Below are 25,554 nucleotides of genomic sequence, written 5' to 3' on the forward strand. Positions count from 1 at the left end.
ATTGTTAAGCGCTCATGGGATTGCTTCTTTATATCAATACCTTCAACAGGCGGCCTTGACGTCGAGTTAGCAGGCGAATTGCGAAGCGCTGCATGGAACAAAGCAATAGCCGCCACGTTCCAGCTTTTCTTGGCCAAATAAAGCGGGCCTGTCAGTTGAGGAGTGCGGCGCGCCAAGCTCAATCGGCGCAACCGCCGTCGCGGATCGCCTTGCGAAACTTGTCGGTTACCGCGACGCCCAGTCGTCTTGCGTTTCGAACGGTCCGCCGCATTGAAGCCTGGATGCGACAACTTCGTCGATTGGAATCCTCTGCTCCGCCGAGTCGCCCCCCACAACGAAATAACACGACGTTGGATCGTCTCTTGGCGCGCAACTTTTGTCATCCTGGAATAAATGCGCCGCAGTCGCAATGAGGTCGGCCTTACAAATGACGTTGGCCGTCGCGTAGGCGTGCGGACAGTCAATTCTTCCCGTGGCCCCGAACTCCCAGCGCACCCGCTCGAGAGTCATTCCGTTTCCGGCGGCATACCGCTCTTCGGTGCGGCGATCCAAGTCTTCGACTACCGCCGCCCTCGCTTTCTTGGCCTGTGCTTCGGATGTCGTGAGCAGAGCGAGGAGGAGGTAAAAAATAATCATGACGGACTCGGAGGGATGCGCGTCGAACGACCCTCGATCCTCAAAGCGCCTTGTTAAAGATACGTTAGGCCGCGGGCCGCCCGAATGCCGCACCTTGAGCCGGCCGCTCGGTCGCGACCCCCACGGTCGCTACGAGCGAGGAGGATTTGCGCGTCTATCTCACGGCGAGAGCAGAGACGAAGGCGCATTACGCGGTTCTGGTTTAACGTCGAACCTCTCGACTCCCCGGCGAGTCGATCAGTTGATGTCCTCGACTATCGAAATCTCCACCTTGAGGATTTTATCGCGCTCCTGCGCCGCCTCGATTAGGTCAGTGAGGTCCTCCGGCCGGCTAAACGAGTAACTGACGCCGCGACCACCGTCTTTCGAGTTGTAAATTACGTTTGCCATCCACTTTATGGCGCTCACGCAGGTCTCATGCTCGTAATGGCGCTCCATAATGAGGCCCTCTCTCAAATCGGCTCTCTGGCCAATCTCAAGCGAAAAATCGACTGATGGCCGAAATGAGACGAAATTCCAATCTTGTAAGGGCTTTGGTAACTATGACCCGCCGAAGCCCCACAAACATTCTATTCCCGAGAAGCCCGTTAACCTAAACCTGCACCCTACGTACAAACACCAAGTTGTTGTGGCCGCGAATAGACAGATAGTCCTAATTGAATGAAAGGGCTCTACGACAATCGTACGATTGCGTAACCGATGGAGTTTTGCATTGCCAAAATGCTCAACCTGCGTCGGGAGATGTTACGACGACCAACAGAATTTTCGACCCGCAGGCCGATATTGCCGCCTTCTGGAGAGCTATTTGGTGAGCTTGCACAGAGGAATGGCGCACGTGCAGGAGATGATTGGTCACGACTTGCATGGTATGCAGGAACTAGGCGCTAGTAAATACGCTCTCGATTTGCAAATCGTTTTCGAATGTTTTCAGAGTGAGTTTCCCACGATGGGAAGCGACTCTCGGCCAGCCAGCACAGTGGCGACTGAGGAGAGCGGCGGACCGCCCTCCACTTTCCTCTCAGGCTCTATGCCGCCTTCGCACGCTCCGTCTCCGAAGACTCCATCGCACTGAGATAGAGGTCAAGCAACGACTCTTGCTCGTCGCGCTCGTCCTTATCCTGTTTGCGAAGGCGGATGATTTCCTTGAGCACCTTCACATCGAAACCTTCACCTTTGGCCTCCGCGAAGATTTCCTTCTTGCCTTCATTGAGCGCCTTGATCTCTTCCTCGATATGCTCGACGCGCTCAATGAGCGAGCGGATGCGGTCGCCTGCGATTCCTACCGTGTCAGTCATGCGTGGGGCTCCCTGATTGACGCGGTGTAGGGCCCGCAGGGTAACCGAGGGGTTAATGACCTTCGCGCAACTCACACCATTGTGTCGCAGCTTGCGACAGTTTGCGCACTAAGCCCTCAATGTTCATGCGCCACGATGGCGTCCAGTATTTTTTGATTGTGATCGTCGGTGAAATCCACGAGCGCCGGTCCGCCGTCACGCTCCCCCTTCGTCGGCATCCTCGTCAGTTCCCATAATCTTTCTACATCCAAGGGAACCTCTCGAATCTTGGCGTTGAGTTCAGGTCCGAGAATACCACCGGCGTAACGAGCGACGTTCAGTTGCGCCCACCGCACCATCTTGAGCGAGGCATGGGCGGCCTCAATGGCGTCTTCCAGTTGATCGAGGGCCGAGCCGAGTTTCATATCTTGGTCAACTGTCAGTCTCGCCATTTTGTAACCCATCCTCTCTAGCTATCGGTCACTTCCCCGCGCCTTGCAGTAGACGGAGCGCGCTCCGTGTCTCACCGTCTTAAGACCGTGATGTTTTCTTGTATCGCGTCCTTCGCCCAAGGCGCCCCATTTTCAAACGGCGGAAGGAAAAACCACCCGCCCCGCTCCTCTCCAATCGCCCTATAGTGTCCGCGAGTCGTCAAGAGGGCGGTCAATACACAGACAATTCCAAGGATACCTTGAGAAAACCCACGATCATGAAAAGCGCGCCGCAACCCGCTCCGAGACCGCCGACCGTTTTCGCACCGAGATTTCCGACCCGCAACGCCTCAGAAGGTCGGCGAGGGTTTGCTCATTCGCCGGGCGCTTGATCGCAACCCACTCGCCGAGGTCGATGCGCCGATCTTGTTCTCAGGCCCACCGGAGAGCGACTTCTCTAAGCCGGAACGTTTTGGCGAGGGCGGGGAACCCCTCGCGCCTGATCTGCGCCTGCCATTTTTCGCCACGCTTGCGTAAGGACGCCATCGTCCGCTCCGTCGTTGTGACGAGGGCGTGACAAACTGAGGATCGAGGAAACTGACCGTCCGACGAGGCAGGGAAAAGCCCAGTGATTTCAGGCTTTTCAATGGTGGGCGATGCAGGGATTGAACCTGCGACCCCTCCCGTGTGAAGGGAGTGCTCTCCCGCTGAGCTAATCGCCCGTCGCGTCAAAAACGCGGAACGCCCTCCCTGTAAGAGAGGCGGAGGCGTTCCGTCAAGTGCGTGCGAAGGCCGAAGGCGGGAGAATCGCCTCTGCCGCCGCCCAGAGCTCGTCGAAATGCGAGATCACCCGGTCCGGGGACAGCTTGGCCACCGGAATATCGGTATAGCCGAAATCGACCGCCACCACGGGCGCGCCGGCGTTCTTGGCCGTGTCGATGTCGGTCTTGGAGTCTCCCACCATCACGGCCCGGCGGGGGTCGCCGCCTGCCGCCTCGATGGTCAGCTCCAGGGTGCGCGGGTCCGGCTTGTGCATTGGGAAGGTCCCCCGCCCGCAAATGGCGGCGAAGCGGTCGGCGGCCTCGAGCTTCTCCAGCAGCAGCCGGGCGAGCGGCTCCGGCTTGTTGGTGCAGACCGCGAGCCTGAAGCCTGCGTCGGCGAAGCGGTCCAGGGCCGCGAGCGCGCCGGGAAAGAGGATGCTTTCATCGGCGATATGGGCCTCGTAATGGGCCAGAAAGTCCCGCACCAGCGGGTCGACGCGCTCGGGCGGCGGCGGGGCGCCGTCGATCGCGAAGCCGCGCTCGATCAGCGCCCTGGCCCCGGCCCCGACGAGGCTCCGCGCGGCGGAGGGCGCGACCGTGGGCAGGCCCTCGCGGGCCAGCAGCACATTTAGCGTCGCGATGAGGTCGCGGGCGGTGTCCGCCAAAGTGCCGTCGAGATCGAAAACGAGAATGGGCGCGCGCTGGGTCATGGCGGCGGAGGTAAAGGCCGCGCCCGGCGAGATCAAGCGGCGCGGGGTCGGAGGGGGCGAAAATTCGCTTATGACGCCCGCGCCGCGTGTAGACTGCCCCGACCGATTCGCAACAGGAGTGGCAAGATGCGTCTTTCGCAGTTTTCCCGTGGGCCCCGCTTCCTGTCCCTTGCCGCCGCCCTTCTCTTCGCCGGCGCCGCCGACGCCGCCGGCAATTACGAGTTTCTCGCCGCGCCGCAGACCGACCTCAACCGCGTCTTCCGACTCGACAAGGCGAATGGCGAAGTCGGCGCCTGCCAATACGGCCTGAAGGAGGGCTCCTCCATTGGCGTGACGCTGTGCTATCCGCCGGGCGAAGGGGCCAAGGCCGGCACCTTCAGCGAATACGCCCTCGTCGCCTCGCGCCACACGGGCGAAGGCGGCGTCTTCCGCGTCGATCTGCGCTCGGGCATGATGTCGATCTGCTTCGTGCTCAACGAAAGCTCGGTCGTCTGCACCCCGCAGGCAAAATAGCAGGCAAAAGAAGAGAACGGATTTGACGACGCCTCCTTCCGCCGACGCCATGAAACGCGCCGCCGCCGCGGCCGCGCTCGAATCCGTCGCCCACGGCATGCGGCTCGGGCTGGGCACCGGCTCCACCGCCGCGCATTTCGTCGACCTTCTCGGCGCGCGGGTGCGCGGCGGACTTGAGGTGATCGGCGTGCCGACCTCGGAGCGCACGCGCGCGCAGGCGGAGGGACTGGGCATAAAGCTCTCGACGCTCGACGAAACGCCGGAGCTCGATCTCACCATCGACGGCGCCGACGAGTTCGACGCCGCGCTGCGCCTCATCAAGGGCGGCGGCGGCGCGCTACTGCGCGAGAAGATCGTCGCGGCGGCCTCCAAGCGCATGTTCGTCATCGCCGACGCAACGAAAGAGGTTGCAACGCTCGGCGCCTTTCCGCTGCCGGTCGAGATCGACCGCTTCGGCGCGCGCTCGACGCAAATCCACATTGAGCGCGTTGCGCGCGGGCTCGGTCTCGAAGGCCCGATCACGCTGCGCATGGCGGCGCCGGACGCGCCCTATGTGACCGATGGCGGCCATTACATCTATGACTGCGCCTTCGGCGCGATCGGCGATCCCGACACGCTGGCGCAAAGATTGGAGGCCATTCCCGGCGTCGTGGATCACGGCCTCTTCATCGGCCTCGCCACCGCGATCTTCGTCGCGGGCGCGACGGGCGTGCGCATCATCGGCGACGTGACGGGCGGCGCGCTATGAGCGGATACGACTACGACCTCATCGTCATCGGCGCGGGCTCGGGCGGCGTGCGCGCCGCGCGCATCGCGGCGAACCATGGCGCAAAGGTCGCCATCGCCGAGGAGTTTCGCGTCGGCGGCACCTGCGTCATTCGCGGCTGCGTGCCGAAAAAGCTCTATGTGCTGGCGAGCCGCTTCAAGGATGAGTTCGAAGACGCAAAAGGCTTCGGCTGGCATGCCGGCGAGACCTCCTTCGAGTGGCCTGCGCTCGTTTCCGCCAAGGAAAAAGAGATCACGCGCCTCTCGGGGCTTTATGAGCAGACGCTCGCCAATAACAAGGTCGAACTCATTCGCGCCCGCGCGACCATCGCGGGGCCGAACGCCGTGCATTTCTCCGATGGCCGCACGGCGAGCGCGCGTTACATTCTCATCGCGACGGGCGGCGCGCCGGTGCTGGCGCCGCATATTCCCGGTCTTGAATGGGCGCTGTCGTCGAACGAAATCTTCGACCTGCCGACTTTCCCGCAGCGGCTGCTGATCGTCGGCGGCGGCTATATCGCGGTTGAATTCGCCAGCGTCTTCGCGCGGCTCGGCGCGCAGACCTATCTCTCATATCGCGCCGATCTTCCCTTGCGCGGCTTCGACGAGGATTTGCGCAAGCGCGTCGCCGAGGCGCTGACCAATGCGGGCGTCGCGCATCATGCCGGCGCATTGCCGACGCGCATCGACAAAAGCGCGAAAGGCTACTCGGTCTCCATGAGCGACGGCGAGACGCGCGAGGCCGACGCCGTGCTGGTCGCAACCGGCCGCCGGCCGCTCACGCACAATCTCGGACTGGAGCGCGCGGGCGTCGCGACGCTCGAAAATGGCGCGATCATCGTCGACGCCCATTCGCGCACCAACGTCCCGTCGATCTACGCCGTGGGCGACGTCACCGACCGCATCAATCTCACGCCCGTCGCCATCCGCGAAGGCCACGCCTTCGCCGACAGCGTGTTCGGCAATCTGCCCACTCAGGTCGATTACGACTGCGTGCCGAGCGCCGTCTTCACCACGCCGGAGATCGGCACGGTGGGCCTGACCGAAGAGGCCGCGAAGGAGAAATATGGCGCGCTCGATATTTACGAAACGAGCTTCCGCCCGATGAAGGCGACGCTTTCGGGCCGCAACGAGCGCACTTTCATGAAGCTTATTGTCGACGGCGCAAGCGAGCGCGTCGTCGGCGCGCACATCTTTGGCCCCGAAGCCGGCGAGATGGCGCAGCTCGTCGCGATCCCCATGCGCATGGGGGCTTTGAAGCGAGACTTCGACGCAACGATGGCGGTGCATCCCACAGCGGCGGAAGAGCTGGTGACGATGCGGTCCCCATCGCGGAAAATCAGGCCCGAGGCTTGAAAAGGCCAAACAATGCCGGGCGCCCGAAAGCGCCCCGCGACGACAGCCTTACCGGCCGCCGTGATAGTCGAGCGCATGGCAGGCGCGCGCGCTCGCCGCGGCGGGCTATTCGACGAAGGCCGTAACAGGCTCGTTACGAGTCGCCATCAGGGATCAGCTCACGCTGTTCGGATTTAGCCTCAACGCGCGGCGACACCCCTCGATACCCTGCCGCCCTTCCCTCGGACCCCCAGGCCAGTCTGGCGAACGCATTGTCCAGCGCTTTCCGCACAACGCCTGTCTTCGCCTCTGTGAGGCGCGAGAACGCATAGGCGCTCACAACCGCCGTCGCAGCCACGGCGAGCGCAACGGCATAATTCGCGCCCGTCGCAAGCTGCATCGCCCAGTCGCGCCCCACGAAATGTCCGACGGCCGCGCGCGCGAAGATCACGATGGGCATGTGGATCGCGTAAAGGGAGAAGGAGAAATCCGCGAGCGGCGCGTGCAACTTCCAGCGCAGGGCCGAAAAGCCTTCCTGCGGCGCGTCGCGGAAGGCGAGCAGCAGATTGGCGAAGAGAAGCGCGGCGGAGAGGTCGGCGGCCCCGCTGGCGAAGGGATGCGCCGCCAGAAGCGACCCGCGAATAACGAGGCGGATGACGGCGATCGCCGCCGCGAACAAGGCAAGGGAAAGCCAGCGCGAGCGGATGAGCGGGCGCGGCGCGCGCGTGGCGAAAGCGCCGATCGCCCAGAGGACGAAGCCGAAGGCGAACCAGTTGCCGGGCCCGGAGAGCGCCGCGACCAGAGCGGCGCCGAGCGCGAAGCCGCCGGCCCGCGTTGCGAGCCCATATCGCCGCGCGAAAGGCAGCGTCAGCAGCGGGAAGGCGATGTAGTACCAGAACTCGCAGGCCAGCGACCAGAGCGGGCCATTCGTGCCGAAATGCGGAAAGACGAGGCTCTGGAGATTGAGAACATGTTGGTCACATGAAGCATCAGCACGGCGAGCGCGCCCATCCAGCGCGCGGCCTCGATCAGCTGCGAAAGCAAGAAGGGCATCGGCCTCCGGTCGAATTTCGGGCTGCGCGCGCGCTGGCCGACGTGGAAGCGCGTCTTTTTCCTCTATAAGCGCCTCTCGCGCCGAAGCCGCCGCGCCGGCAATCGCCCGTTTGTTTTTTCGCCGGTGAGGCGCGCGAGCTGAAGAAGCAACTGGCCGCGATTGCCGGCGCGCCGGCAAGGCTTTCCTGCTCCAGGGCGGCGACTGCGCCGAGAGCTTCGTCGAGCACCGCGCGGACAACATCCGCGATTTCTTCCGCGTCTTCCTGCAGATGGCCGTCGTGCTGACCTACGCGGCCGGCTCGCCCGTCGACGAAGGTCGGCCGCATCGCCGGCCAGTTCGCCAAGCCGCGCTCCTCGCCGGTCGAGAAGAAGAACGGTCGAACTGCCGAGCTATCGCGGCGACATCATCAACGACATCGACTTCACGAGCAGCGCGCGTTCCCGATCCGCAGCGCCAGCTCGAAGCCTATCGCCAGTCGGCGGCGACGCTGAACCTGATCCGCGCCTTCGCGACCGGCGGCTATGCCAATCTCGAACGTGCATCGCTGGATGCTGGGCTTCGTGAAGAACAGCCCGCAAGGCCACCGCTACCAGGAACTCGCCGACCAGATCTCCGAAACGCTCGAACTTCATGCGCGCCATCGGCCTCGATCCCGAGCATCATCCCGAGCTGCGCGGCACGGATTTCTACACCTCGCACGAAGCGCTGCTGCTGCAATACGAGCAGGCGCTGACCCGCATCGACCAGCGGCGATTGGTACGCGACGAGCGGCCACATGCTCTGGATCGGCGATCGCACACGCCAGGAGAACGGCGCGCATGTCGAGTTCATGCGCGGCATCCGCAACCCGATCGGCCTGAAATGCGGCCCGTCGCTCGACGCCCGATGGCCTGATGCGCCTGATCGACGCGCTGAACCCGAAGGACGAGCCGGGCCGCCTCACGCTGATCTGCCGCTTCGGCGCACGACAAGATCGAGACCCATTTGCCGGCGCTGGTTCGCGCGGTGGCGCGCGAAGGCCGCAACGTCGTTTGGTCGTGCGATCCGATGCACGGCAACACGATCAGCGCGGCGTCAATGGCTACAAGACGCGGCCCTTCGACCGTATCATGAAGGAGAGCCTGTCGTTCTTCGAGGTCCACCGCGCAGAAGGCACGCACGCCGGCGGCATCCATCTCGAGATGACCGGCAAGAACGTCACCGAATGCACCGGTGGCGCCACCGCGATTTCCGAGGACAGGATCTTCCGCGACCGCTTATCACACGCACTGCGATCCGCGCCTCAACGCCGAGCAGGCGATCGAGGTGGCGTTCCTGGTGGCGGAGCGAAGCACGAGGGGCGTCAGCACGGGTTTGCCAGCAGATCTGATCCTTCACGGGCTCGGCGATTGTGTCGCAGCCTGTCACCCCGCCGTATCTTCGACTTCACGCACTGTCATCGCGTTGCCGTGCCAGACGAAATCATCGAAGAGCAGCGCATCGACGAACATCACCGGCAGCATGAGATCGCGCATGACCAGCGCGAAAGGCATGCGCCAATCCAGCGCGAAGCCGCAGATGCGGGCGAGCCAGATTTCGCCGAGATGGAGCGAAAACATCACCGACGCAGCCGCCAGCAGGGTCACGCCGGCGCTGCCGCCGAACTCCAGCGCCGCATAGGCGCCGAGCACCACGGCGACGAAACTGCCATTCATGAATTCCGGCGTATAATGCGCAGGGAAGGTCACGCGGCGCAGTCGCGCCCAGCGCACATGGCGGGAATAGACCTCATGCGCCGAGCGCGAGCCGAGCGGCTGCTCGAAGGGCATGTCGACGAGGCGCACGGTCATGCCCGCGGCCCGGATCACCTTGGTCGAGGCGGCGTCCTCGGCGATCTCGGAGGCGAGCGCGCGGATGCCGCCGGCGCGGTCGAGAACCTCGCGCCGCCACATCATGTTCTTGCCCTGCGCGAAGCCGACGCCGATCGCCTCGGCGCCATATTGCCAGCGCGCCTGGAAGGTGTTGAGAACGGCGCATTCCACATGCGCCCAGAAACCCTTGGGCCGCGAGCCGATCGGCATGGACACGGTCATGGCCGTGTCGGGCTCGAAGGCGGCGAGCATGGTCTGAACGTAATCGCGCGGCGGGAGGGCGTTGGAGTCGGCGAGGATGACGTAGTCGTAGCGCGCCGCCTCCCAGCCCTTCACGCAGTTGTTCAGCTTCGGATTGGCGCTGACATAGTCGTCGCCGACGAGAAGCCGCGCGTCGTGCTGCGGATATTCGGCGATCACGCGCTGGGCGAGCGGGATGATCGGATCATGCGGCGACTGAACGCAGAAGATGATCTCGTAATGCGGATAGTCGAGCTCGAAGGTCGCGCGCAGCGTCTCTTCGCTGAAGGTCTCGACGCCGCGCAGGGGGCGCACGATGCTGACCCAGGGGGCGTCGGCCGGGACCGGCAGATTGCGTTCGCGGGCCCGGCATTTGCGGCCCATGAGCCACATGCTGGCGAAGTTCATGACGAGGATGAAGGCGCACCAGCCGGCGCAGATATAGGCGATTATCATCAGGCGTCGGACTCAGGCGTCGAGACGGGCGGGTTGGCGGCGCAGGCGCAGGCTGGCCTCCGTCTGGCGGTCGCGGCGCGCGACGCCGGGCCGGGGCCAATTCAATATTCCGACTGACAAGGACGCCGGCTCTTGGCAAAAGGGTTGCGGCGCGACAATCTTTTCCCGTTGCGCGTTTTGCGAAAACTCCTGACGAAGCTTCCTCATGACCTCTCCGATCGTTCGTTTCGCGCCGTCGCCGACAGGCCGTATCCATATCGGCAATGCGCGGGTCGCGTTGTTCAATTATCTATTCTCTGCAACGCACCATGGACGATTCATACTGCGGTTCGATGACACCGATTTCGCCCGGTCCACCGAGGAATTCGCGCGGGGGATCGAGGTCGATCTCGCCTGGCTCGGCATCGTCCCGCACGAGACCTTTCGGCAGTCGCAGCGCGTCGCGCTCTATGAGGCGGCGGCGAAGAAGCTGCGCGAGGCGGGCCGTCTCTACCCCTGCTACGAGACGCCGGAGGAGCTGGAGAAGCGCCGCAAGATGCAGCAGGCGCGCGGCCTGCCCCCCGTCTACGACCGCGCGGCGCTGAAGCTCTCGGACGCCGACCGCGCCAGATTTGAAGCCGAGGGGCGCCGCCCGCATTGGCGCTTCATGCTGGAGCCGGGCGTCGTCGAATGGAACGACCTTATCCGCGGCCCCGCGCATATCGACTGCGCGGCGCTCTCGGACCCGGTGCTTATCCGCGAGGACGGGAGCTTCCTCTACACATTGCCCTCCGTCGCCGACGACATCGACATGCGGATCACCCATGTCATTCGCGGCGAGGACCATGTGACGAATACGGCCGTGCAGTTGCAGCTCTTTGCGGCGCTTGCGCCGCAGGCGACGCCGCCCGTCTTCGCGCATCACAATCTGCTGATCGGCGCGAGCGGCGAAGGCCTCTCGAAGCGAACGGGCTCTCTCTCCATCGCCTCGCTGCGCGACGAAGGCTATGAGGCCATGGCGGTCGCGGCGCTCGCAACGCTCACTGGCTCGTCGGACAATGTGCATGCGGTGCGTTCGCTGGACGAGCTCGGCGCGAGCTTCGATCTTGCGCATGTCTCGCGGAACCCGGCGCGCTTCGACCCCGAAGATCTCTCGACGCTCACCCATCGTACGCTGGCGCTTCTCGAATTCGAGGATGTGCGCGAGCGCCTCGCCGCGCTCGACGTCGTCGGCCACAAGGCCGAGCCGCTATGGCGCGCGGCGCGCGGCAATCTCTGGACCTTCGACGACATTCTGAAATGGTGGCGCGTCATCGAGGGCGAGATCGAGGCCGTGCATGAAGACCCGGCTTTTCTCGAGGAAGCCGCGCAGCTCCTGCCACAAGAGCCGTGGGACGAAACGAGCTGGGCCGCCTGGACGAGCGATCTCAAGACCGCGACGGGCCGCAAGGGCAAGACGCTCTTCCACCCGCTGCGCCTCGCGCTCACCGGCGAGCAGAGCGGGCCGGAACTCGCCGCGCTGCTGCCCTTGATCGGCCGCGCGAAGGCGCTGGCGCGGCTGTCCGCCTAGCAATTCGAGAACCGCGCCCCGCGCCGGCGCTGCTGTGCGTCGGCGCGGGGCTGCCTCGCCAACTCACCGGTGCAGCACCGCCACGCCGAAGAGATAGGGGTGCAGCAGGAGGAACGCGGCGAAAACCGCCGTGCCCGCGCCGAGCGCGATGGCGTCGCCCTTCGTGAAGGCGTCGAGACGCGGCGCGCCCTCGTCGCCGCGGCGCTTCACCGCGATGCGGTCATAGACGCCGAAGGCTAGAAAAGACCCGAAAAGGACCATGCCGCCAAGATCGCCATTGGCGAGAAGATGCGCGGCGGCCCAGCTCTTGATGGCGACCAGCGTCGGGTGGCGGAGCAACCCGCGTATGCGCGAGGGCGGCGCGCGGCGGCTGGCGAGGGCGACGAAGGCGAACCAGACGAGCGGCATGGCGACGTGGCGCGCCCAGCTTGGCGGATCCCAGATCTGGACGATCCCCTCGGCCCGGTAGCGCGAGAAGCCCCAGATGATCAGCAAGAGGCCGGCAAGGGCGACGACGGAATAGACGCGCTTGTACGTCTCGGCGCCATAAGTCTCGATGACCTTCGCGCGGGCGCCGCGCATTGTTGAAAAGACATGCGCGCCGAGGAAAAGCGCGATGCCGAGAATGAGAATGAGCATGCTAGGGGGCTCCAATCAACGCCGGGGACGGCGCACAGTCTATAACACGGCTGTTCGATCGCCGACGCGCCAAGCGTTAAAAACAGCGCACCTGCGCCTCGGCCTGCGCGCGCCGCAGCGTCTCCAGCACGTCGCGCGCGGCGCCCGTATTGCGCATCATGCCGCCGATCTGGCCGGCCTGCTGGCTGAGACTCGCGACCGTCTCGGCAGCCACGTAGTCGTCATACCGGATAATGCTCGCGATCACGTCGATGGAGCAGGAGCACTGATCCAGCGACAGGCGCGTATCGCCATTGGCTTTCATGCAGCCGAAGACGTAATCAGCGCGCGCAGAGGTTGGATAGTCGTTGATCTCGGCGGCGCGTGCGGGGGCGGCCGCGAAGGACGAGGCGAGCGACATCGCAAGCGGCGCCGCGAAGAGCGCCCTGGCGACAGGAGATCGGCGGCGCATCGGGTTTCCTTTTTTCCAGTGAGGTTTGCCGGCATTTTACAGCCTCGGCCGCGGCGGGTGAACAGGTCCCCCTTGATCTCCCGCGACCGCGCCTCACAATTTATGAAGATGTGCGCCCCTGCGCGTCCCGAGGCGCCGCGCGAAGGGAGGAACGAATGCTCAGTTGTCGCAACTTCGCCCTCGCCCTTGGCGTCGGCATCGCGCTTGGCCTCGCCGGCGTCGCGTCCCCCGCGTCGGCTCGCGGCGCGATTCACAAGGTCGAGGGCTCCTGCCTGCTGAAGGTCGGCCCCGACCTCATGTATTTTTCCGGGTACCAGCCTTCCATCTCACACCGGAAATTCTGCGAGGACGTACCGACGACCGGCGAGACGATCTTCACGCTCGACTACGCGCAGTCGGAAATGCGCGAGATGAAGGCCGATTTGCGCATCATCCGCGACGTCGGCGGCGATACGCCGGAAAATCTGCAGGCGGCTACGGTCGCCTATCTGCCGCCCCGGATTTATCCGGGCGGCACACTCAGCCTGGAGCATGTCTTCCCCGAAACGGGCGATTTCATCGGCATCGTCACTGTCGCCGGGCCGCATGGGGAGCGATGGGAGTCGCGCTTCCCCTTCTCGGTCGGACGCCTCTACTCGCCCCGCACGCCCTATTACCTCATGGCGACCGCCGCCGCGCTCGCGCTTCTGGCGATGCTATGGGGCAAGGAAGAGCCCCGCAGGCGCGCGCAATGAAGCCGCGCCATAACCCGACGCGCGTCATTTGCGCGTCATCTTGGCCGCCTAAACCATGGGCGGACTTACCGGCGCGAAAGGCCGGATAGGTTCAAGAGCGCCGGGCCGGAGGTACGCCCGGCGTTTTTTTTTGCGATCTGACGAGAATCTCGCTGCATGCGAAGCAAAAAAGATTTGTTTTTTAAGGGCTTGCGCCGGACCGCCGGAATCGATCATTGTGTCGCTTGGTGGGGATGCAAGCGTGAGCGTCCTCGGAGGGGACGATGAGCGGTTCGGTCTGGCGCTTTGCAGGGTTCGAATACAGCCCGCAATCGGGTTTATGGAGAGACGGCGCTCAACTTCACCTGGGCCCGCAGGCGCGACAACTCCTCGAACTCCTTCTGGAGTCTAGGGGGGGCGTCGTGTCCAAGGCCGAGATCGCGGCGAGGCTCTGGCCCGACCGGCCGCCGTCGGACGACTCGATCGATCGCTGCGCTTATCTTTTACGCAAGCCGCTGCGCGAGGCGGGTTACGGCGATCTGATCGCCACGGCTTACGGGCGCGGTCTGTCCCTGCGGGCGACGATCGATTTTCTCGACCCAGACGGCGTCGGCGCGCCTGCGACCGACAGGAGGGTGGACGGCCGCACCCTCGATCTTTGGCAGACAGCCTATGAACTCGCGGGCAAGCGCACGCGCGACGGCTATGAGAGGGCGCATTCCGCCATCGCCGCCGCCGGCGAACTCGACCCTTCGTCCCCGGCCGTCTGGTCGCTCTCTGCGGACATCGCCGCTGGGCGCGCCATACGCGGTCATTTGTGTCCAGCCGAAGCGGCGGCGATGATCGAGCGGGACGCCGGGCGCGCCCTCGCCCTGGCGCCCGGATTCACGGCGGCTCTGGCGGTTCTCGGCTGGGCGCAGGCGGCGCTGATGGGACGTACGGAAGACGGGCTCGCCTTGATGGATCGCGCCGTCGGTGAGGATCCGACGTACAGCAAGGTCCGCGCCTATCGCGGCTGGGTCCTGGCGCGCCTCGACCGGTTGCAAGAGGCGATCGACGACACGGAAGCAGGCTTGCGGCTCTCGCCGCACGATCAGGGCCTGCTTATCCAGCGCGCATGGCTGGAGCTCTGTATGGGCAATATCGCGGAAAGCGTCGAACTCGCGCATAAGGGCCTGTTCCTCCGCCCGGACGGGGGATGGCTACGGGGCGTCGCCGCCATTGCGGCCAGCCTGTCCGGCGACCATGCGGCGGCGGAGGAGGCTGCGCGCCAAGGGCTCGAACTGGTGCCAGAGGACCCCGCCCTTTTTGCGGTGCTGGCCGCCGTGCTGGCGAGGGCGGGACGAAACGGCGAGGCCGCCGACATGCTCTCTGCGGCGCGAGGCGACGGGGGGGGGTGCGCCGCGCCCAGCCTGTTCACGGCCGCCGCCCTGCTCGCGATGGACCAGCCCGAGGCGGCGCTGGGCGAGATTTCGCGCGGCCGGGATGCGGGGTGTCCCTGGTTCGCCTTCGCGCCCCATGACCCGCGTCTCGCCCCGCTGCGCGACGAGATCCGCCGTCTGGCCGCAACGGAGGCCAGCTCCCCTCTCGGCGGTTGAAATTGCCGGGCCGTGGCCTTATTGCCGCGTGAGGAACGCGGCGCCGCCGCCGGCAATTGGGGAAGTTCGCATATGATCGGTCGTCTCAATCACGTCGCCATCGCCGTCGAGAGCGTGGAAAAAGCGTCGGCGGTCTATCGCGGCGCCCTGGGCGCGAGAGTGTCCGAGCCCGAGACGGTCGCCGAACATGGCGTGACGGTGGTGTTCGTGGAGCTTCCGAACACCAAGATCGAGCTGCTCGAGCCCTATGGCGAGAATTCGCCCATCGCCGGCTTCGTCGCCAAGAACCCGTCGGGCGGCATCCATCATGTCTGCTACGAGGTCGAGGACATCCTCGCCGCGCGCGACCAGCTCAAGTCCTCGGGCGCGCGCGTGCTCGGCGACGGCGAGCCGAAGATCGGCGCCCATGGCAAGCCGGTGCTGTTCCTGCACCCGAAGGATTTCTGCGGCACGCTGGTCGAACTCGAACAGGCGTGACGCCCATGCCCTTCACGCTCCCGCTCGCTCTGGCGATCTACGTGACGATCTGGTGGATCGTCCTGTTCGCCGTGCTGCCGCTGGGCGTTCGCTCGGCGGAGGAGGCGGGCGAGGAGCAGCCGGAGGGCTCCGACCCCGGCGCGCCGGTCGCGCCGCAGCTGTTGAAAAAGGCCGCCATCACGACGGTCATCGCCGCCATCGTCTTCGTTTTCGTTGCGATTGGGGCGAATTACGTGGCGGTGTAAGCGATAAACCCGCACCCGCCGCCTCGCCGGGGTTGACCGGCCGGACTGCGCCCGGTAGTTGAACGCAAGCCGCGACTGCGGCGACGGCAGGCGGACCGACCCGCCCGCTCGCGCTGCTTCGAAAAAGGCGGCGCAGGATTGGAACGAGCGCGTAGCTCAGTCGGTAGAGCATCTGACTTTTAATCAGGGGGTCCTGGGTTCGAGTCCCAGCGCGCTCACCAAACAAAATCAAGAATAACATAGAGACGTGGTAACACGGGGCCGAGCGCTCGCCGTCCAGGCCGCTGTTATGCCAATCAAGCTGGGTGCGTTCCTTTCAGCCCACCCCGCGAAACGCGACTTCGCGCTCGATAACCTCGATACAAGCGCGAACCGCGTCGCTGATGCCCCACTCGGCCGCGCTGCAGTCATCCAGGAAAGGGGCCGCAAACCGCAATAAGGCCAGGGCGCCGGCGACGGTCTGGGGGCGTGTGGCGAACAGCGCTCTCTCACATTCGCAAAGCCGGTAACAGGCCTCCTCCTGCTCCCGGCGCGCGAATTCATAGGCTGCGAGATCCTGGCCCAGATACAATTCTTCGGCCCTGTCGGTCGCTTGTGCGTGCAAGCCCCTGAGCGTCTCCCGCTCCGAAAATGCGTCGAAGATGATTTCGCGCTGCGCCGGCATTGCCCCTCTCCCTCTCTTAAGTTGCATTTTAGCCTTCAGCGCAACTCGCATGCCGAGGCTTGAGGGAGGAAAAAGCAACGCTTGGCGGAAAACTGGACCGTCGCCGTTATTTTCAGCAGAATTGCCGCATTCCAGCGCCGCTGGCGTCGCGCTGGGGCAAGCCCCATCTATTGGAACTCACGATGGAATTCGCCGTCATATCGCCCAACATGGCGGGTCAGATAATTACAACCCGTCGCGCGGCATGGCGATTCTGTTTCACCAAGAAACAGAAGAGGTCAAGCTACATCGCCGCCTCGGGCTTCACCGGCGAAAAGGGAGCATCCATGCGCTTGGCCGACAACACGTCGACAGAGGCTGGCTTAGCCTTTGCGCAATAGTAGCGCCGGGACGGTCATTTCTCGATAGATCCATATGTTGCGATCTTTGCACAAATATTGAGCGGCCAATGGCGACCCTGGATTCCCCCTCCCGCGAAATATTCACGACCGAGCCGGACGAAGCCGTCATTGCGGGGCCAGGCTGGGACATTCGCGCCTATCGGCTGAGGAGGGGAAGTTTCGGTTTTTTGAGACGCGCGCGTCAGATCGCGCCTGGGCTGTCTTTGGAAGAGAGCCATTTGCGTTCCGGCGGACTGCGCATCGAAGGCGCACTGCGGGCGCGCCGGCTGCAGATCGGATTTTTTGAGAGCGAGGAGTTTCGGCTTCTCGGCAGCCCCTTCTACAGCGGCGTCATGTGCGTGGCCTATTCGGGCAGCTTCTGGGAGACCGTCGCCAATCTGCCGGGGTCCGGCCTGACGGTCAATTTCGCCGAGAGCATGTTGGAGCGCGTTGTCCCGCTGCGGACCGCGCCGCTGCTGCTGGCGCGTCTGAACGGGCCACTTGGCGCTTCCTCCGCGCTGCTGCCCTTGAACGCCGCCGGGCTTGCCTTGGAACGCAAGGCTCGGGCGCTCATGAACGAGGAGGCGCCCGAGGGTCTGGAAGAAAGGGCTGCGGCGGCGCAGGAGCTCATCGACCTCGGCGTCGCCCTCGTCGACACTCTCCTGTGCGAACCGGAGTCGACAATCGGGCCGCCGGCGCGTCACGAGCTGGCGGTCGCCGTCGAAAGGATGTTGTGGAAGAGCCCGCAGGCGGACGGCTACCCGCTAACGTCGCTCGAAGACGCCGCCGCGCGTCTCGGCGTCTCGCGCCGCACGATCCAGCTCGCTCTGCAGGAGCATTTTGGGATCGGCTTCGTCGCGCTCAAGCGCGCCATCCGCCTTCAGCAGGCCCGCGCCGCTTTGCGCAGCCTGCCGCGCAAGCAGGTGCTCGACATTGCGCATGCGCATGGGTTCCATCACTTCGGCCGCTTTGCACGTTACTACCGGGAGATGTTCGGCCATCTGCCTTCAGCCGAAACCGCCGGCCCCTGATCCGTAAGGCGAGGGCCAAGCGCCAGAATTTGCGCAATCTGGCTAACGCCCCCTCGGGAAACCGCCCTACCCTGCGCTTTTGGCGCATTGGGAGGCCGAGCGATGGATACGCCGGACCAGAAGGGTAATGAAAACGGTAGCTGCACGCGTCAGGACCTCGCCGAGGCGGTCCAACGCGCTTGCCCCACCCTCTCCCGCAGCGCAGGACACGCCCTCGTCCAGCAATGTCTCGACGAGATCGCTCAGGCCCTGGCCGCCGGCGAAGAGGTCGTCTTGTCGCGTTTCGGAAAATTCCTCGTGCGGGAAAAACGGCGGCGAACCGGCCGCAATCCTAAAACCGGCGGCGCAGCGTCGATCCCGGCGCACAAGGCGCTCGTCTTCAAGCCCTCGGCGAAGATGCGCGCGGCGGTAGCCGGAGGGATAATGGAGGAGAATGGCGAGCGCCCGTCCCGCCGCCCCGCAGAGAAGCTGGCAATGCAAGGCGCCGCGAGCGCCGCCGACTCCTGAACAAAGACGGCTTGATGCGCGACGTCGTCGGGGGCCGGAAAGGCCCGCGAGCCTCCCGGTGACTGCTTTCTCAGGAAACCACGAAATCCGCCAGCGTCTCGCCCCACTCGACGGCGCTCGGAGTCTCGCCGGACTCCTTGCGCTTAACGCCAGCTGCGGGCGTCCCGATATAGACGAAACCGACGATTTGCGACCCTTGCGGAAGGCCGAGCGCGGCGGCGACGCCCGGATCATAGGCCGGCGCTCCGGTGCGCCAGATGGCGCCAAGACCCATCGCATGCGCGGCGAGCAAGATGTTCTGCGTCGCGGCGCCCGCGGCGAGCATCTGCTCGATCTGTGGAACTTTCGGATGCGGTTTGGGCGTGGCGGCGACGACGAGGATCGCAGGCGCACGCAACGGCTTTTGCCGCTCGCGGCTCAACGCTTCCGGCGCGGCGCCGGGCTCGCTCGACAGCAAGGCGTCAGCCAGAATGTCCCCGAAGCGACGGCGCGCCTCGCCACGGACGATCAGAAACCGCCAGGGCCGCAGCCGCGCGTGATCGGGCGCGCGCCACGCCGCGCGCAAAAGGGCCGCCCATTGGGCGTCGGTAGGCCCGGGCTCCGCGAGCGCGGAGACGCTCGACCGCGTTTCGATGGCTTCGAGGGCGTCCATGTTCTCCTCCTATGCGCTTTGGCGCGCCGGTCTTACCGTCGCAGGCGGAACGTCACAAATCCTCATTAGTGCTCGCAAGACGCGCATCGCGCGTGAATTGCGCGCAAACTCCCAGGCGTGTTTTGCTCCGGGCAAGCATTATGATAGGTTTCGCGGAGTCAATTGATTCAGTAGGTTCCCCAATCTTCGTTTTTCCGTGGTTGATCGTCGCCTCGCGACAGATCCGTCACAATCGGCCGATAGAAGCCGGATCTTCGGAAAGCCGAATTTCGAGCCAGCTCTCAACTCTTCGGAATGGTCGTGACAAACACCGAGACAGCCGCCCCGCATTCGCCCGAGATTACAGAAGTCGGCAACCACGATCAGAAAATCATCGTCAGAGTCAGGCCCGTCGGAGGGACGCAATTTTACGATCTCGTGGAGAGAGAGGTGGGCGGCGCGCTCGCTTATGTCTCCATCGGCCCGGATCCGCAGATGATCCTCAGCCAGCCGGGAAGCGACGAGCATCTGCAGCTTCCTAAGGGCAAGTACCGTTTCTTTTTCCAGGCGCGAATCACCAAGGGACGCATCTACCGCCCGCGCCTCTATCTGAATATGGGCGACGGCTTCTCGGAAGCGGAACATCTCTGCGTGTTTCTCCGTCAGGTCGCGCCGGATGTCTGGTGCGGCGACATTCATGCAGGCCGCCAGATCCACACGATCCGTTTCGACCCTTCCGAAGCGCAAGTCCGCTTCACCCTTATCCGCCTGGCGATCGAGGATTGGGGCGCCGATCGTTTGTCGCTGAGCGAGGGCCTGTACAAGTCGCTGCGCGCGTCCTATCGATCGCTTCCGCGTTTCCTGACGAAGCGCGGGCCGATACCCGCCGTGGCGCAAGCGACGGCTGGCGCCCTCTTCGGCGGCGCGCGCCAGTCCGTCAAGGACCGCGAGATCGCGCAGGCGGTTTCCATCACCGTCGCCGAGGGACCGCCCGGCGCGATGCTCAGGAGCCTGGAGAATAATCAGGACCTCTACGCCGACCAGTATCGCGAAGCCTTGTCGACGTCCTTGGGGGGGCGCGATCCGAACTTCGCGCCTCTCCCGATTACAAAGACGACCGTCGCGCCCGACGACGCGCAGGTCATCGCGTTCTACCTCCCGCAATTCCATCCCTTCCCCGAAAACGACGAATGGTGGGGGCGCGGCTTTACCGAGTGGACGAACGTCGCCAAGGCGGTTCCGCACTTCAAGGGACATTATCAGCCGCGCCTGCCAGGCGAACTCGGCTATTACGACCTTCGCCTGCCGGAGGTGCTGGCGCGGCAGTTCGAGCTCGCGCGACAGTTCGGCGTTCAGGGCTTCTGCTTCCATTATTACTGGTTCGCTGGAAAGCGCCTGCTCGAACGGCCGATCGAGACGCTGCTCGCGAGCAAGGACGAGAGTCTGAATTTTCCCTTTTGCCTGTGCTGGGCGAACGAAAACTGGACGCGGCGGTGGGATGGCGCCGAGCATGAAATCCTGATGAAGCAGGACCACTCCACCGAGGACCATGAACGGGTCTTCGACGATCTCCTGCGCTATCTCAAGGACCCGCGCTATATCCGCGTCGACGGCAAGCCCGTGATCGTCGTCTACCGGCCGCTCATCATCGAGAACATCAAGGAGATGGGCGAGATCTGGCGGCGAAAGGCCGCCAAGGCCGGCCTGCCGGGCGTCTATCTTGTCGCCACGACCGCGTTCGGGTTTTCCGACCCCGCCTCGATCGGCTTCGACGCGCTTGTCCAATTCCCGCCGCACGCCGTCGCCGTGCCCGAAATCACGGCCGACCTCGAACTGCTCAATCCGGATTTTTCAGGCCGCGTCTACGATTATCGCGAAACCGTCGACGCCTATCTCGACATTCTCGATGCAACGCAGGAAAAGCCGCGCGACAAGGCGTTCTTTCCGGGCGTCATGACCTCCTGGGACAATGTCGCGCGCAAGCAAAGCCGGGGGCACGTCTTCCACTATGCGTCGCCTAAGGAGTTCCATCGCTGGCTTTCCGGCGCTGCGCGTTTCACCCGCGATTACAATGCGCCTTCCGAGCGTCTCGTCTTCGTGAACGCCTGGAACGAATGGGGCGAAGGCACCTATCTCGAGCCGGATCGCAAATTCGGCTACGCCTATCTGTGGTCCGTCGCGGCCTCGCGCGAACCCGCCCTGCCCCACCGCAAGGAGCTCGAAGCCGTCGCGGCGGAGGTCGCCAAAACCAAGCCGACCTCGGACACCGCGATTTACGCGCATATCTTCTATTCGGACATTCTCGACGAGCTGGCCGATGCGATTTCCGCGGCGCGCAAGAGCCGGAAAATCGACGCCATCGTCGCCATCCCCGAGACCTGGAGCGCGAAAGCGGCGTCGCACCTCGTCGAACTCATCCAGCCCACGAGGCTCGTAATCGTGAAGAATCGCGGCCGCGACGTGCTGCCCTTCCTCGAATCTCTACGGGCGACACGGGATCTCGGCTACGAATATGGCTGCAAGGTCCACGCGAAGAAGTCGCTGCATCTTTCGACGGGCGGTCGCTGGCGCAAGGGGTTGATCGCCGGCCTCGTCAACGAAGAGGCGATCAGTTCGGTCTTCGAAGCCTTCGAGAGCGACCCGCAAATCGGCCTCGCCGCGCCTCAGGAGGCCTTCATGCCGGCTACGGCACCGGATGTCATCAAAGACAACAGGGCGAATATGGAGGCGCTGCTCGAACTTGCGGGCAAGCCCGGCGAGCCGCTTCGGGACTTCGTCGCGGGAACGATGTTCTGGTTCCGGGTCGCGCCCTTCCATGACATCGCGGCCATGAATGTCGGCGAAGCTGAATTCGGTCCGGAACTCGGCGCGATCGACGGCACGCTCGCGCACGCATTCGAGCGCACGTTCACGACTCTTCTCGCGATCCAGGGCTACAAGAGCCACCCCTACGCCAATAGCGGGGACGCGGCGGCGCCCTACTGACGGAAAGAAAGCAAAAGGCGACACGGAAAATGCTTCCCAACGGCAAGACCCTTTTCAAACTCGACGACGACCAGCAATGGCTCGACCTCATGATCCGGAGCGTCACCGAGCCGACCATCGACGGCGTCGAGATGCCGCGCTTTCCGCATCCCGACCTGCAACGGAAGCTCGTCGGCTCGGCGGACGCCCTCGCGCTGCAGGAAGCGTTCAAATTCTATAAATACGTGAAAGCCTATTCCGAGGCTCTCGCCATGCCGCTCCATCCGAAAACGCAGGCGCTCGACTTCGGCTGCGGCTGGGGCCGCTACACGCGCATGCTCTGGAACGACATCGACGCGGATTCGCTCCACGGCGTCGACGTCGAACCCGAGACGCTCGCCGTCTGCAAGGGCGTGGGCACGCCCGGCAATTTCTTCAAGATCGACCCGCACGGCCCCCTGCCTTTCGAGGACAACAAGTTCGATCTCATCATCGCCTATTCCGTCTTCAGCCATTTGCCCAAAAAGGTGGCGGACTATTGGATGGGCGAATTGAATCGCGTGGCGCGTTCGGGCTGCGTGATCGCCTATACGACCGAACCCCGCCGCTTCCTCGACTTCATCATCGAGATTCCGAACCCGCCCGAAACGTCCTGGCATGCGGGACTTGCGAGATTCAAGGATCTGATTCCCAAGCTCTATCAAGACTTCGACGCCAAGAAATTCTGCTACATCCCCACCTCGGGCGGCGCGGGGCTCGACTCGGACGTCTATGGCGACGCCGTCATTCCCGAAAGCTACATCAAGGAAGCATGGGGGAAATATTTCCAGTGCTTCGCCTATGTGGACGATCCGAACCAGTTCTGGCAGGCCGTCGTCATCGGCCAGAAACCCTGACGCTTTCCGACTCTCTCGGGCGCGCGCCAGGAGCGGGCCCGAGAAAGTCGATCAGCCTCGAAAGCTGGGACAGGCGTTTTTCCTGCAGGCCGGTTGAATGTTATCCATCGGTCTTTTAAAGAGAAATTTGCGATTTACGGTCGAGAGGTTCTGATGCGCGTGCTGATTACTGGCGGAGCGGGATTTATTGGCTCGGCGGTTGCGCGTCGTTTTATCGCGGAGTCGTCAGATGAGATCCTTGTTTTCGACAAGCTGACCTATGCGGGCAATCTGGATTCGCTTGCGCCGATTGCGCAGAGTCCGCGTTACAGCTTCCGGCAGGCGGATATTTGCGACCGGGCGGCGGTGGCGAAGGCGCTTTGCGATTTTCAGCCGGACGTCCTGATGCATCTTGCGGCCGAGAGCCATGTCGATCGCTCGATCGACGGCCCGGCCGCCTTCATCGAGACGAATGTCGTCGGCACCTTCACGCTTCTCGACGCCGCGCTCGAATATTGGCGCGCGCTGCCGAAGGAGAGGGCCGCGAAATTTCGCTTCCAGCATATTTCGACCGACGAGGTTTTCGGCACGCTCGGCGAGGACGGGCTTTTTCGCGAGGATACGCCTTATGCGCCGAACTCGCCCTATTCGGCGTCGAAGGCCGGGTCCGACCATCTCGTGCGCGCCTGGCGCGAGACCTACGGCCTTCCGACCGTCGTGACCAACTGTTCGAACAATTACGGCCCCTACCATTTCCCGAGAAGCTGATCCCCTGATGATCCTCAACGCGCTCGAGGGAAAGCCGCTGCCCGTTTATGGGCGCGGCGAGAACGTGCGCGACTGGCTCTTCGTCGACGATCATGCCGCGGCGCTGATGCTCGTCGCGCGCGAGGCGTCGTCGGCGAAACATATAATGTCGGCGGCCGCAACGAGAAGAAGAACATCGACGTCGTTCATACGATCTGCGATATTTTGGATGAAATCCTTCCGTCCGGCGGCTCCTCGGCAATCTCATCACTTTCGTCACCGATCGTCCTGGTCATGATCTGCGCTATGCGATCGATTGCTCGAAGATCGAGCGCGAGCTTGGGCTGGCGCGCGCAGGAGACGTTCGAGACGGGTCTGCGCAAGACGGTGCGGTGGTATCTCGACAACGCCGCCTGGTGGGGCGCGATACGCTCCGGAAAATATCGCGGCGAAAGCGCCTGGGCGCATCGCCTGAGGCGCTTCGCCCGAACGGATGCGCGGCGGGACGTTCGCGCTAAAACGAATTTGCTGCGCCTTCCTGTCGGAAAACCGCTTCGCACTTTTCCTCGACGCGCGCCAGGATCAACACGCAGATTGAGATCGCAGGTTCCATGATCGTTGAGGATACACATCCCCGCCGTGAAGATCGTCACGCCGAAGAAGCATGGCGACGCGCGCGGCTTCTTCTCCGAGGTCTACAAGGCGTCCGACTGGAAGAACGCCGGGCTCGACTACACCTTCGTCCAGGACAATCATTCGCTCTCGGCCGCGATCGGCGTGATGCGCGGCCTTCACTTCCAGACCGCGCCTTTCGCGCAGGACAAGCTCGTGCGCGTCTGCGCGGAAGAATTCTCGACGTCGCCGTCGATATTCGCCGTTCATCGCCGACGTTCGGAAAGCATGTCGCGCTGGAGCTATCCGCCGAGAATTGGCGGCAATTGCTCGTTCCGATCGGCTTCGCGCATGGCTTCATCACCCTGGAGCCGGATACGGAAGTTCTCTACAAGGTCACGGCGCTCTATTCCGCGCCGAACGATCGCGGACCTCGCCTTCGACGATCCGGATCTCGGCATCGACTGGCCGATGCCCGATCTCTGACGTTCAAGCGAATGCGCGCGAAGGACAAGCGCTGGCCGCGCCTGCGCGATCTGGTCGACGATGTTCGAGTGACGACGATGCGGATCGCCGTCACCGGGAAGCAGGGACAGGTGGTGTCGTCGCTCGTCGAGCGCGGCGCCGGCAGGGCGGAGATCGTCGCCATCGGCCGGCCGGAGCTCGATCTTTCGGATCCGGCGGGCGTCGCGCGGGCTCTGGAGGCGCTGCGGCCCGACGTCATCGTCAACGCCGCCGCCTACACGGCTGTCGACAAGGCCGAGAGCGACGAGGAGGCCGCGCGCCGCGTCAACGCCGACGGCGCGGGCGCTGTGGCCGAAGCGGCGGCGCGACGCTGAACGCCGCTCATTCACATCTCCACTGACTACGTCTTCGACGGCCAGCTGGACCGGCCCTATCGCGAGGACGATCCGACGGGGCCGACGGGCGCCTATGGGCGCACCAAGCTCGAAGGCGAGCGGCGCGTCGCGGCGGCCTGCGACAATCACGCGATCCTGCGCACGGCCTGGGTCTACAGCCCCTTCGGCGCGAACTTCGTGAAGACCATGCTGCGTCTCGGCGAAACGCGCGCCGAACTCGGCGTCGTCGCCGATCAGCGCGGCAATCCGACCTTTGCGCTCGACATCGCCGACGGCGTCTTGGCCGTCGCCGAACGCATGGCGAAAGACCCCTCGCGCGAGCTGCGCGGCGTCTTTCACATGACGGGCGCGACGCAGGCGAGCTGGGCGGACTTCGCCGAAGAGATCTTCGCGCTCGCGCAGAAACATGGCCGCGCGCCGGTCGCGGTGAAGCGCATCGCGACAGCCGATTATCCGACGCCGGCGAAACGCCCGGCGAATTCGCGTCTCGACACTTCCCGGCTGCGCCAGCTTTACGGCGTCGCCCTGCCAGACTGGCGTCCGTCCCTCGCCCATTGCGTCGAGCGGCTGCTCGGTCATTCCTGAA

General features: G+C 64.2%; 24 protein-coding genes, 2 tRNA genes and 4 pseudogenes. 18 read left to right on the forward strand and 12 right to left on the reverse strand.

Annotation, left to right across the window (positions count from 1 at the left end; all coding sequences use genetic code 11):
- Positions 1–225: 225 nt before the first annotated feature.
- From ACPFMJ_RS10050 to ACPFMJ_RS10075, 6 genes are all read right to left on the reverse strand, one after another.
- The gene (locus tag ACPFMJ_RS10050; RefSeq protein WP_424363652.1) at positions 226–636 is read right to left on the reverse strand and encodes a hypothetical protein; all 411 of its coding nucleotides are present in this window, start codon (positions 634–636) and stop codon (positions 226–228) included.
- Between the two features lie 237 nt (positions 637–873).
- On the reverse strand, positions 874–1,074 hold the full coding sequence (locus ACPFMJ_RS10055; protein WP_424363653.1) for a hypothetical protein: 201 nt from the start codon (positions 1,072–1,074) through the stop codon (positions 874–876).
- A 587-nt stretch (positions 1,075–1,661) separates the two neighbouring features.
- Complete coding sequence (locus ACPFMJ_RS10060) at positions 1,662–1,931, reverse strand: DUF2312 domain-containing protein (protein WP_424363654.1); 270 nt, start codon at positions 1,929–1,931, stop codon at positions 1,662–1,664.
- Positions 1,932–2,047: 116 nt separating this feature from the next.
- Positions 2,048–2,362, reverse strand: a complete 315-nt coding sequence (locus tag ACPFMJ_RS10065) for a hypothetical protein (RefSeq protein WP_424363655.1) — start codon at positions 2,360–2,362, stop codon at positions 2,048–2,050.
- 626 nt (positions 2,363–2,988) lie between these two features.
- Positions 2,989–3,063 (reverse strand) — tRNA-Val (locus ACPFMJ_RS10070).
- A gap of 53 nt (positions 3,064–3,116) precedes the next feature.
- A complete protein-coding gene (locus ACPFMJ_RS10075; RefSeq protein WP_424363836.1) occupies positions 3,117–3,812 on the reverse strand; it encodes an HAD family hydrolase in 696 nt (231 codons plus the stop codon).
- A gap of 126 nt (positions 3,813–3,938) precedes the next feature.
- Between ACPFMJ_RS10075 and ACPFMJ_RS10080 the strand changes: the two genes are divergently transcribed.
- Genes ACPFMJ_RS10080 through gor form a run of 3 tightly spaced genes read left to right on the forward strand, consistent with a single transcriptional unit; the run spans position 3,939 to position 6,446 of the window.
- Positions 3,939–4,325, forward strand: coding sequence for a hypothetical protein (locus ACPFMJ_RS10080; protein ID WP_424363656.1), 387 nt, complete (start codon positions 3,939–3,941; stop codon positions 4,323–4,325).
- 49 nt (positions 4,326–4,374) lie between these two features.
- A complete protein-coding gene (rpiA, locus tag ACPFMJ_RS10085; RefSeq protein WP_424363837.1) occupies positions 4,375–5,073 on the forward strand; it encodes a ribose-5-phosphate isomerase RpiA in 699 nt (232 codons plus the stop codon).
- Positions 5,070–6,446, forward strand: a complete 1,377-nt coding sequence (gene gor, locus ACPFMJ_RS10090; RefSeq protein WP_424363657.1) for a glutathione-disulfide reductase — start codon at positions 5,070–5,072, stop codon at positions 6,444–6,446. Before rpiA ends, gor begins: the two co-directional genes overlap by 4 nt.
- A gap of 133 nt (positions 6,447–6,579) precedes the next feature.
- On the opposite strand, the gene ACPFMJ_RS10095 is transcribed toward gor, so the two are convergent.
- On the reverse strand, positions 6,580–7,581 hold the full coding sequence (locus ACPFMJ_RS10095; RefSeq protein WP_424363838.1) for an acyltransferase family protein: 1,002 nt from the start codon (positions 7,579–7,581) through the stop codon (positions 6,580–6,582).
- Between the two features lie 2 nt (positions 7,582–7,583).
- Here ACPFMJ_RS10095 and ACPFMJ_RS10100 point away from each other — a divergent pair.
- Positions 7,584–8,820 (forward strand): annotated as a pseudogene (locus tag ACPFMJ_RS10100) (class II 3-deoxy-7-phosphoheptulonate synthase); the annotation flags it as partial.
- 62 nt (positions 8,821–8,882) lie between these two features.
- Here ACPFMJ_RS10100 and ACPFMJ_RS10105 read toward each other — a convergent pair.
- Complete coding sequence (locus ACPFMJ_RS10105) at positions 8,883–10,025, reverse strand: ceramide glucosyltransferase (RefSeq protein WP_424363658.1); 1,143 nt, start codon at positions 10,023–10,025, stop codon at positions 8,883–8,885.
- A gap of 205 nt (positions 10,026–10,230) precedes the next feature.
- Here ACPFMJ_RS10105 and gltX point away from each other — a divergent pair, with 205 nt between their 5' ends.
- Positions 10,231–11,574 (forward strand): glutamate--tRNA ligase, encoded by a 1,344-nt coding sequence (gltX, locus tag ACPFMJ_RS10110; RefSeq protein WP_424363659.1) that lies wholly within the window; start codon positions 10,231–10,233, stop codon positions 11,572–11,574.
- A 63-nt stretch (positions 11,575–11,637) separates the two neighbouring features.
- Here gltX and ACPFMJ_RS10115 read toward each other — a convergent pair whose 3' ends face one another.
- Both ACPFMJ_RS10115 and ACPFMJ_RS10120 read right to left on the reverse strand, forming a co-directional pair.
- Complete coding sequence (locus ACPFMJ_RS10115) at positions 11,638–12,213, reverse strand: NnrU family protein (protein ID WP_424363660.1); 576 nt, start codon at positions 12,211–12,213, stop codon at positions 11,638–11,640.
- A gap of 76 nt (positions 12,214–12,289) precedes the next feature.
- The gene (locus ACPFMJ_RS10120) at positions 12,290–12,613 is read right to left on the reverse strand and encodes a hypothetical protein (RefSeq protein WP_424363839.1); all 324 of its coding nucleotides are present in this window, start codon (positions 12,611–12,613) and stop codon (positions 12,290–12,292) included.
- Positions 12,614–12,819: 206 nt separating this feature from the next.
- On the opposite strand from ACPFMJ_RS10120, the gene ACPFMJ_RS10125 reads away from it, so the two are divergent.
- The 5 genes from ACPFMJ_RS10125 (at position 12,820) to ACPFMJ_RS10145 (ending at position 15,918) form a co-directional block, all read left to right on the forward strand.
- Complete coding sequence (locus ACPFMJ_RS10125) at positions 12,820–13,398, forward strand: hypothetical protein (RefSeq protein ID WP_424363661.1); 579 nt, start codon at positions 12,820–12,822, stop codon at positions 13,396–13,398.
- A gap of 263 nt (positions 13,399–13,661) precedes the next feature.
- Complete coding sequence (locus tag ACPFMJ_RS10130; protein ID WP_424363662.1) at positions 13,662–14,975, forward strand: winged helix-turn-helix domain-containing protein; 1,314 nt, start codon at positions 13,662–13,664, stop codon at positions 14,973–14,975.
- 72 nt (positions 14,976–15,047) lie between these two features.
- Positions 15,048–15,452, forward strand: coding sequence for a methylmalonyl-CoA epimerase (gene mce / locus ACPFMJ_RS10135; protein WP_424363664.1), 405 nt, complete (start codon positions 15,048–15,050; stop codon positions 15,450–15,452).
- 5 nt (positions 15,453–15,457) lie between these two features.
- Positions 15,458–15,697 carry a DUF1467 family protein gene (locus tag ACPFMJ_RS10140; protein ID WP_424363665.1) on the forward strand — a complete coding sequence of 80 codons (240 nt, stop codon included), beginning with the start codon at positions 15,458–15,460 and terminating at the stop codon, positions 15,695–15,697.
- Between the two features lie 145 nt (positions 15,698–15,842).
- Positions 15,843–15,918 (forward strand) — tRNA-Lys (locus tag ACPFMJ_RS10145).
- A gap of 95 nt (positions 15,919–16,013) precedes the next feature.
- Here ACPFMJ_RS10145 and ACPFMJ_RS10150 read toward each other — a convergent pair.
- Entirely contained in the window at positions 16,014–16,361 is a 348-nt protein-coding gene (locus tag ACPFMJ_RS10150) for a hypothetical protein (RefSeq protein WP_424363666.1), read from the reverse strand.
- 59 nt (positions 16,362–16,420) lie between these two features.
- On the opposite strand from ACPFMJ_RS10150, the gene ACPFMJ_RS10155 reads away from it, so the two are divergent.
- The 3 genes from ACPFMJ_RS10155 to ACPFMJ_RS10165 all read left to right on the forward strand — a co-directional run bounded on the left by ACPFMJ_RS10155 (position 16,421) and on the right by ACPFMJ_RS10165 (position 18,279).
- The gene (locus ACPFMJ_RS10155) at positions 16,421–16,741 is read left to right on the forward strand and encodes a hypothetical protein (protein ID WP_424363667.1); all 321 of its coding nucleotides are present in this window, start codon (positions 16,421–16,423) and stop codon (positions 16,739–16,741) included.
- Between the two features lie 68 nt (positions 16,742–16,809).
- Positions 16,810–17,772 carry a helix-turn-helix transcriptional regulator gene (locus ACPFMJ_RS10160; protein ID WP_424363668.1) on the forward strand — a complete coding sequence of 321 codons (963 nt, stop codon included), beginning with the start codon at positions 16,810–16,812 and terminating at the stop codon, positions 17,770–17,772.
- A 102-nt stretch (positions 17,773–17,874) separates the two neighbouring features.
- Complete coding sequence (locus ACPFMJ_RS10165; RefSeq protein WP_424363669.1) at positions 17,875–18,279, forward strand: HU family DNA-binding protein; 405 nt, start codon at positions 17,875–17,877, stop codon at positions 18,277–18,279.
- Between the two features lie 70 nt (positions 18,280–18,349).
- Here ACPFMJ_RS10165 and ACPFMJ_RS10170 read toward each other — a convergent pair whose 3' ends face one another.
- Positions 18,350–18,931 carry a nitroreductase family protein gene (locus ACPFMJ_RS10170; RefSeq protein ID WP_424363670.1) on the reverse strand — a complete coding sequence of 194 codons (582 nt, stop codon included), beginning with the start codon at positions 18,929–18,931 and terminating at the stop codon, positions 18,350–18,352.
- Between the two features lie 300 nt (positions 18,932–19,231).
- Here ACPFMJ_RS10170 and ACPFMJ_RS10175 point away from each other — a divergent pair, with 300 nt between their 5' ends.
- The 5 genes and pseudogenes from ACPFMJ_RS10175 (at position 19,232) to rfbD (ending at position 25,553) form a co-directional block, all read left to right on the forward strand.
- A complete protein-coding gene (locus ACPFMJ_RS10175; protein WP_424363671.1) occupies positions 19,232–21,895 on the forward strand; it encodes a glycoside hydrolase family 99-like domain-containing protein in 2,664 nt (887 codons plus the stop codon).
- A gap of 29 nt (positions 21,896–21,924) precedes the next feature.
- Complete coding sequence (locus tag ACPFMJ_RS10180) at positions 21,925–22,770, forward strand: class I SAM-dependent methyltransferase (protein ID WP_424363672.1); 846 nt, start codon at positions 21,925–21,927, stop codon at positions 22,768–22,770.
- Positions 22,771–22,923: 153 nt separating this feature from the next.
- Positions 22,924–23,949: pseudogene (rfbB, locus tag ACPFMJ_RS10185) on the forward strand (dTDP-glucose 4,6-dehydratase); the annotation flags it as partial.
- A gap of 186 nt (positions 23,950–24,135) precedes the next feature.
- A pseudogene (rfbC, locus tag ACPFMJ_RS10190) lies at positions 24,136–24,581 on the forward strand (dTDP-4-dehydrorhamnose 3,5-epimerase); the annotation flags it as partial.
- 90 nt (positions 24,582–24,671) lie between these two features.
- Positions 24,672–25,553 (forward strand): annotated as a pseudogene (rfbD, locus tag ACPFMJ_RS10195) (dTDP-4-dehydrorhamnose reductase).
- Position 25,554: the final 1 nt, after the last annotated feature.

The sequence above is a fragment of the Methylocystis parvus genome, assembly GCF_049675845.1.
Lineage (GTDB): Bacteria > Pseudomonadota > Alphaproteobacteria > Rhizobiales > Beijerinckiaceae > Methylocystis > Methylocystis parvus_A.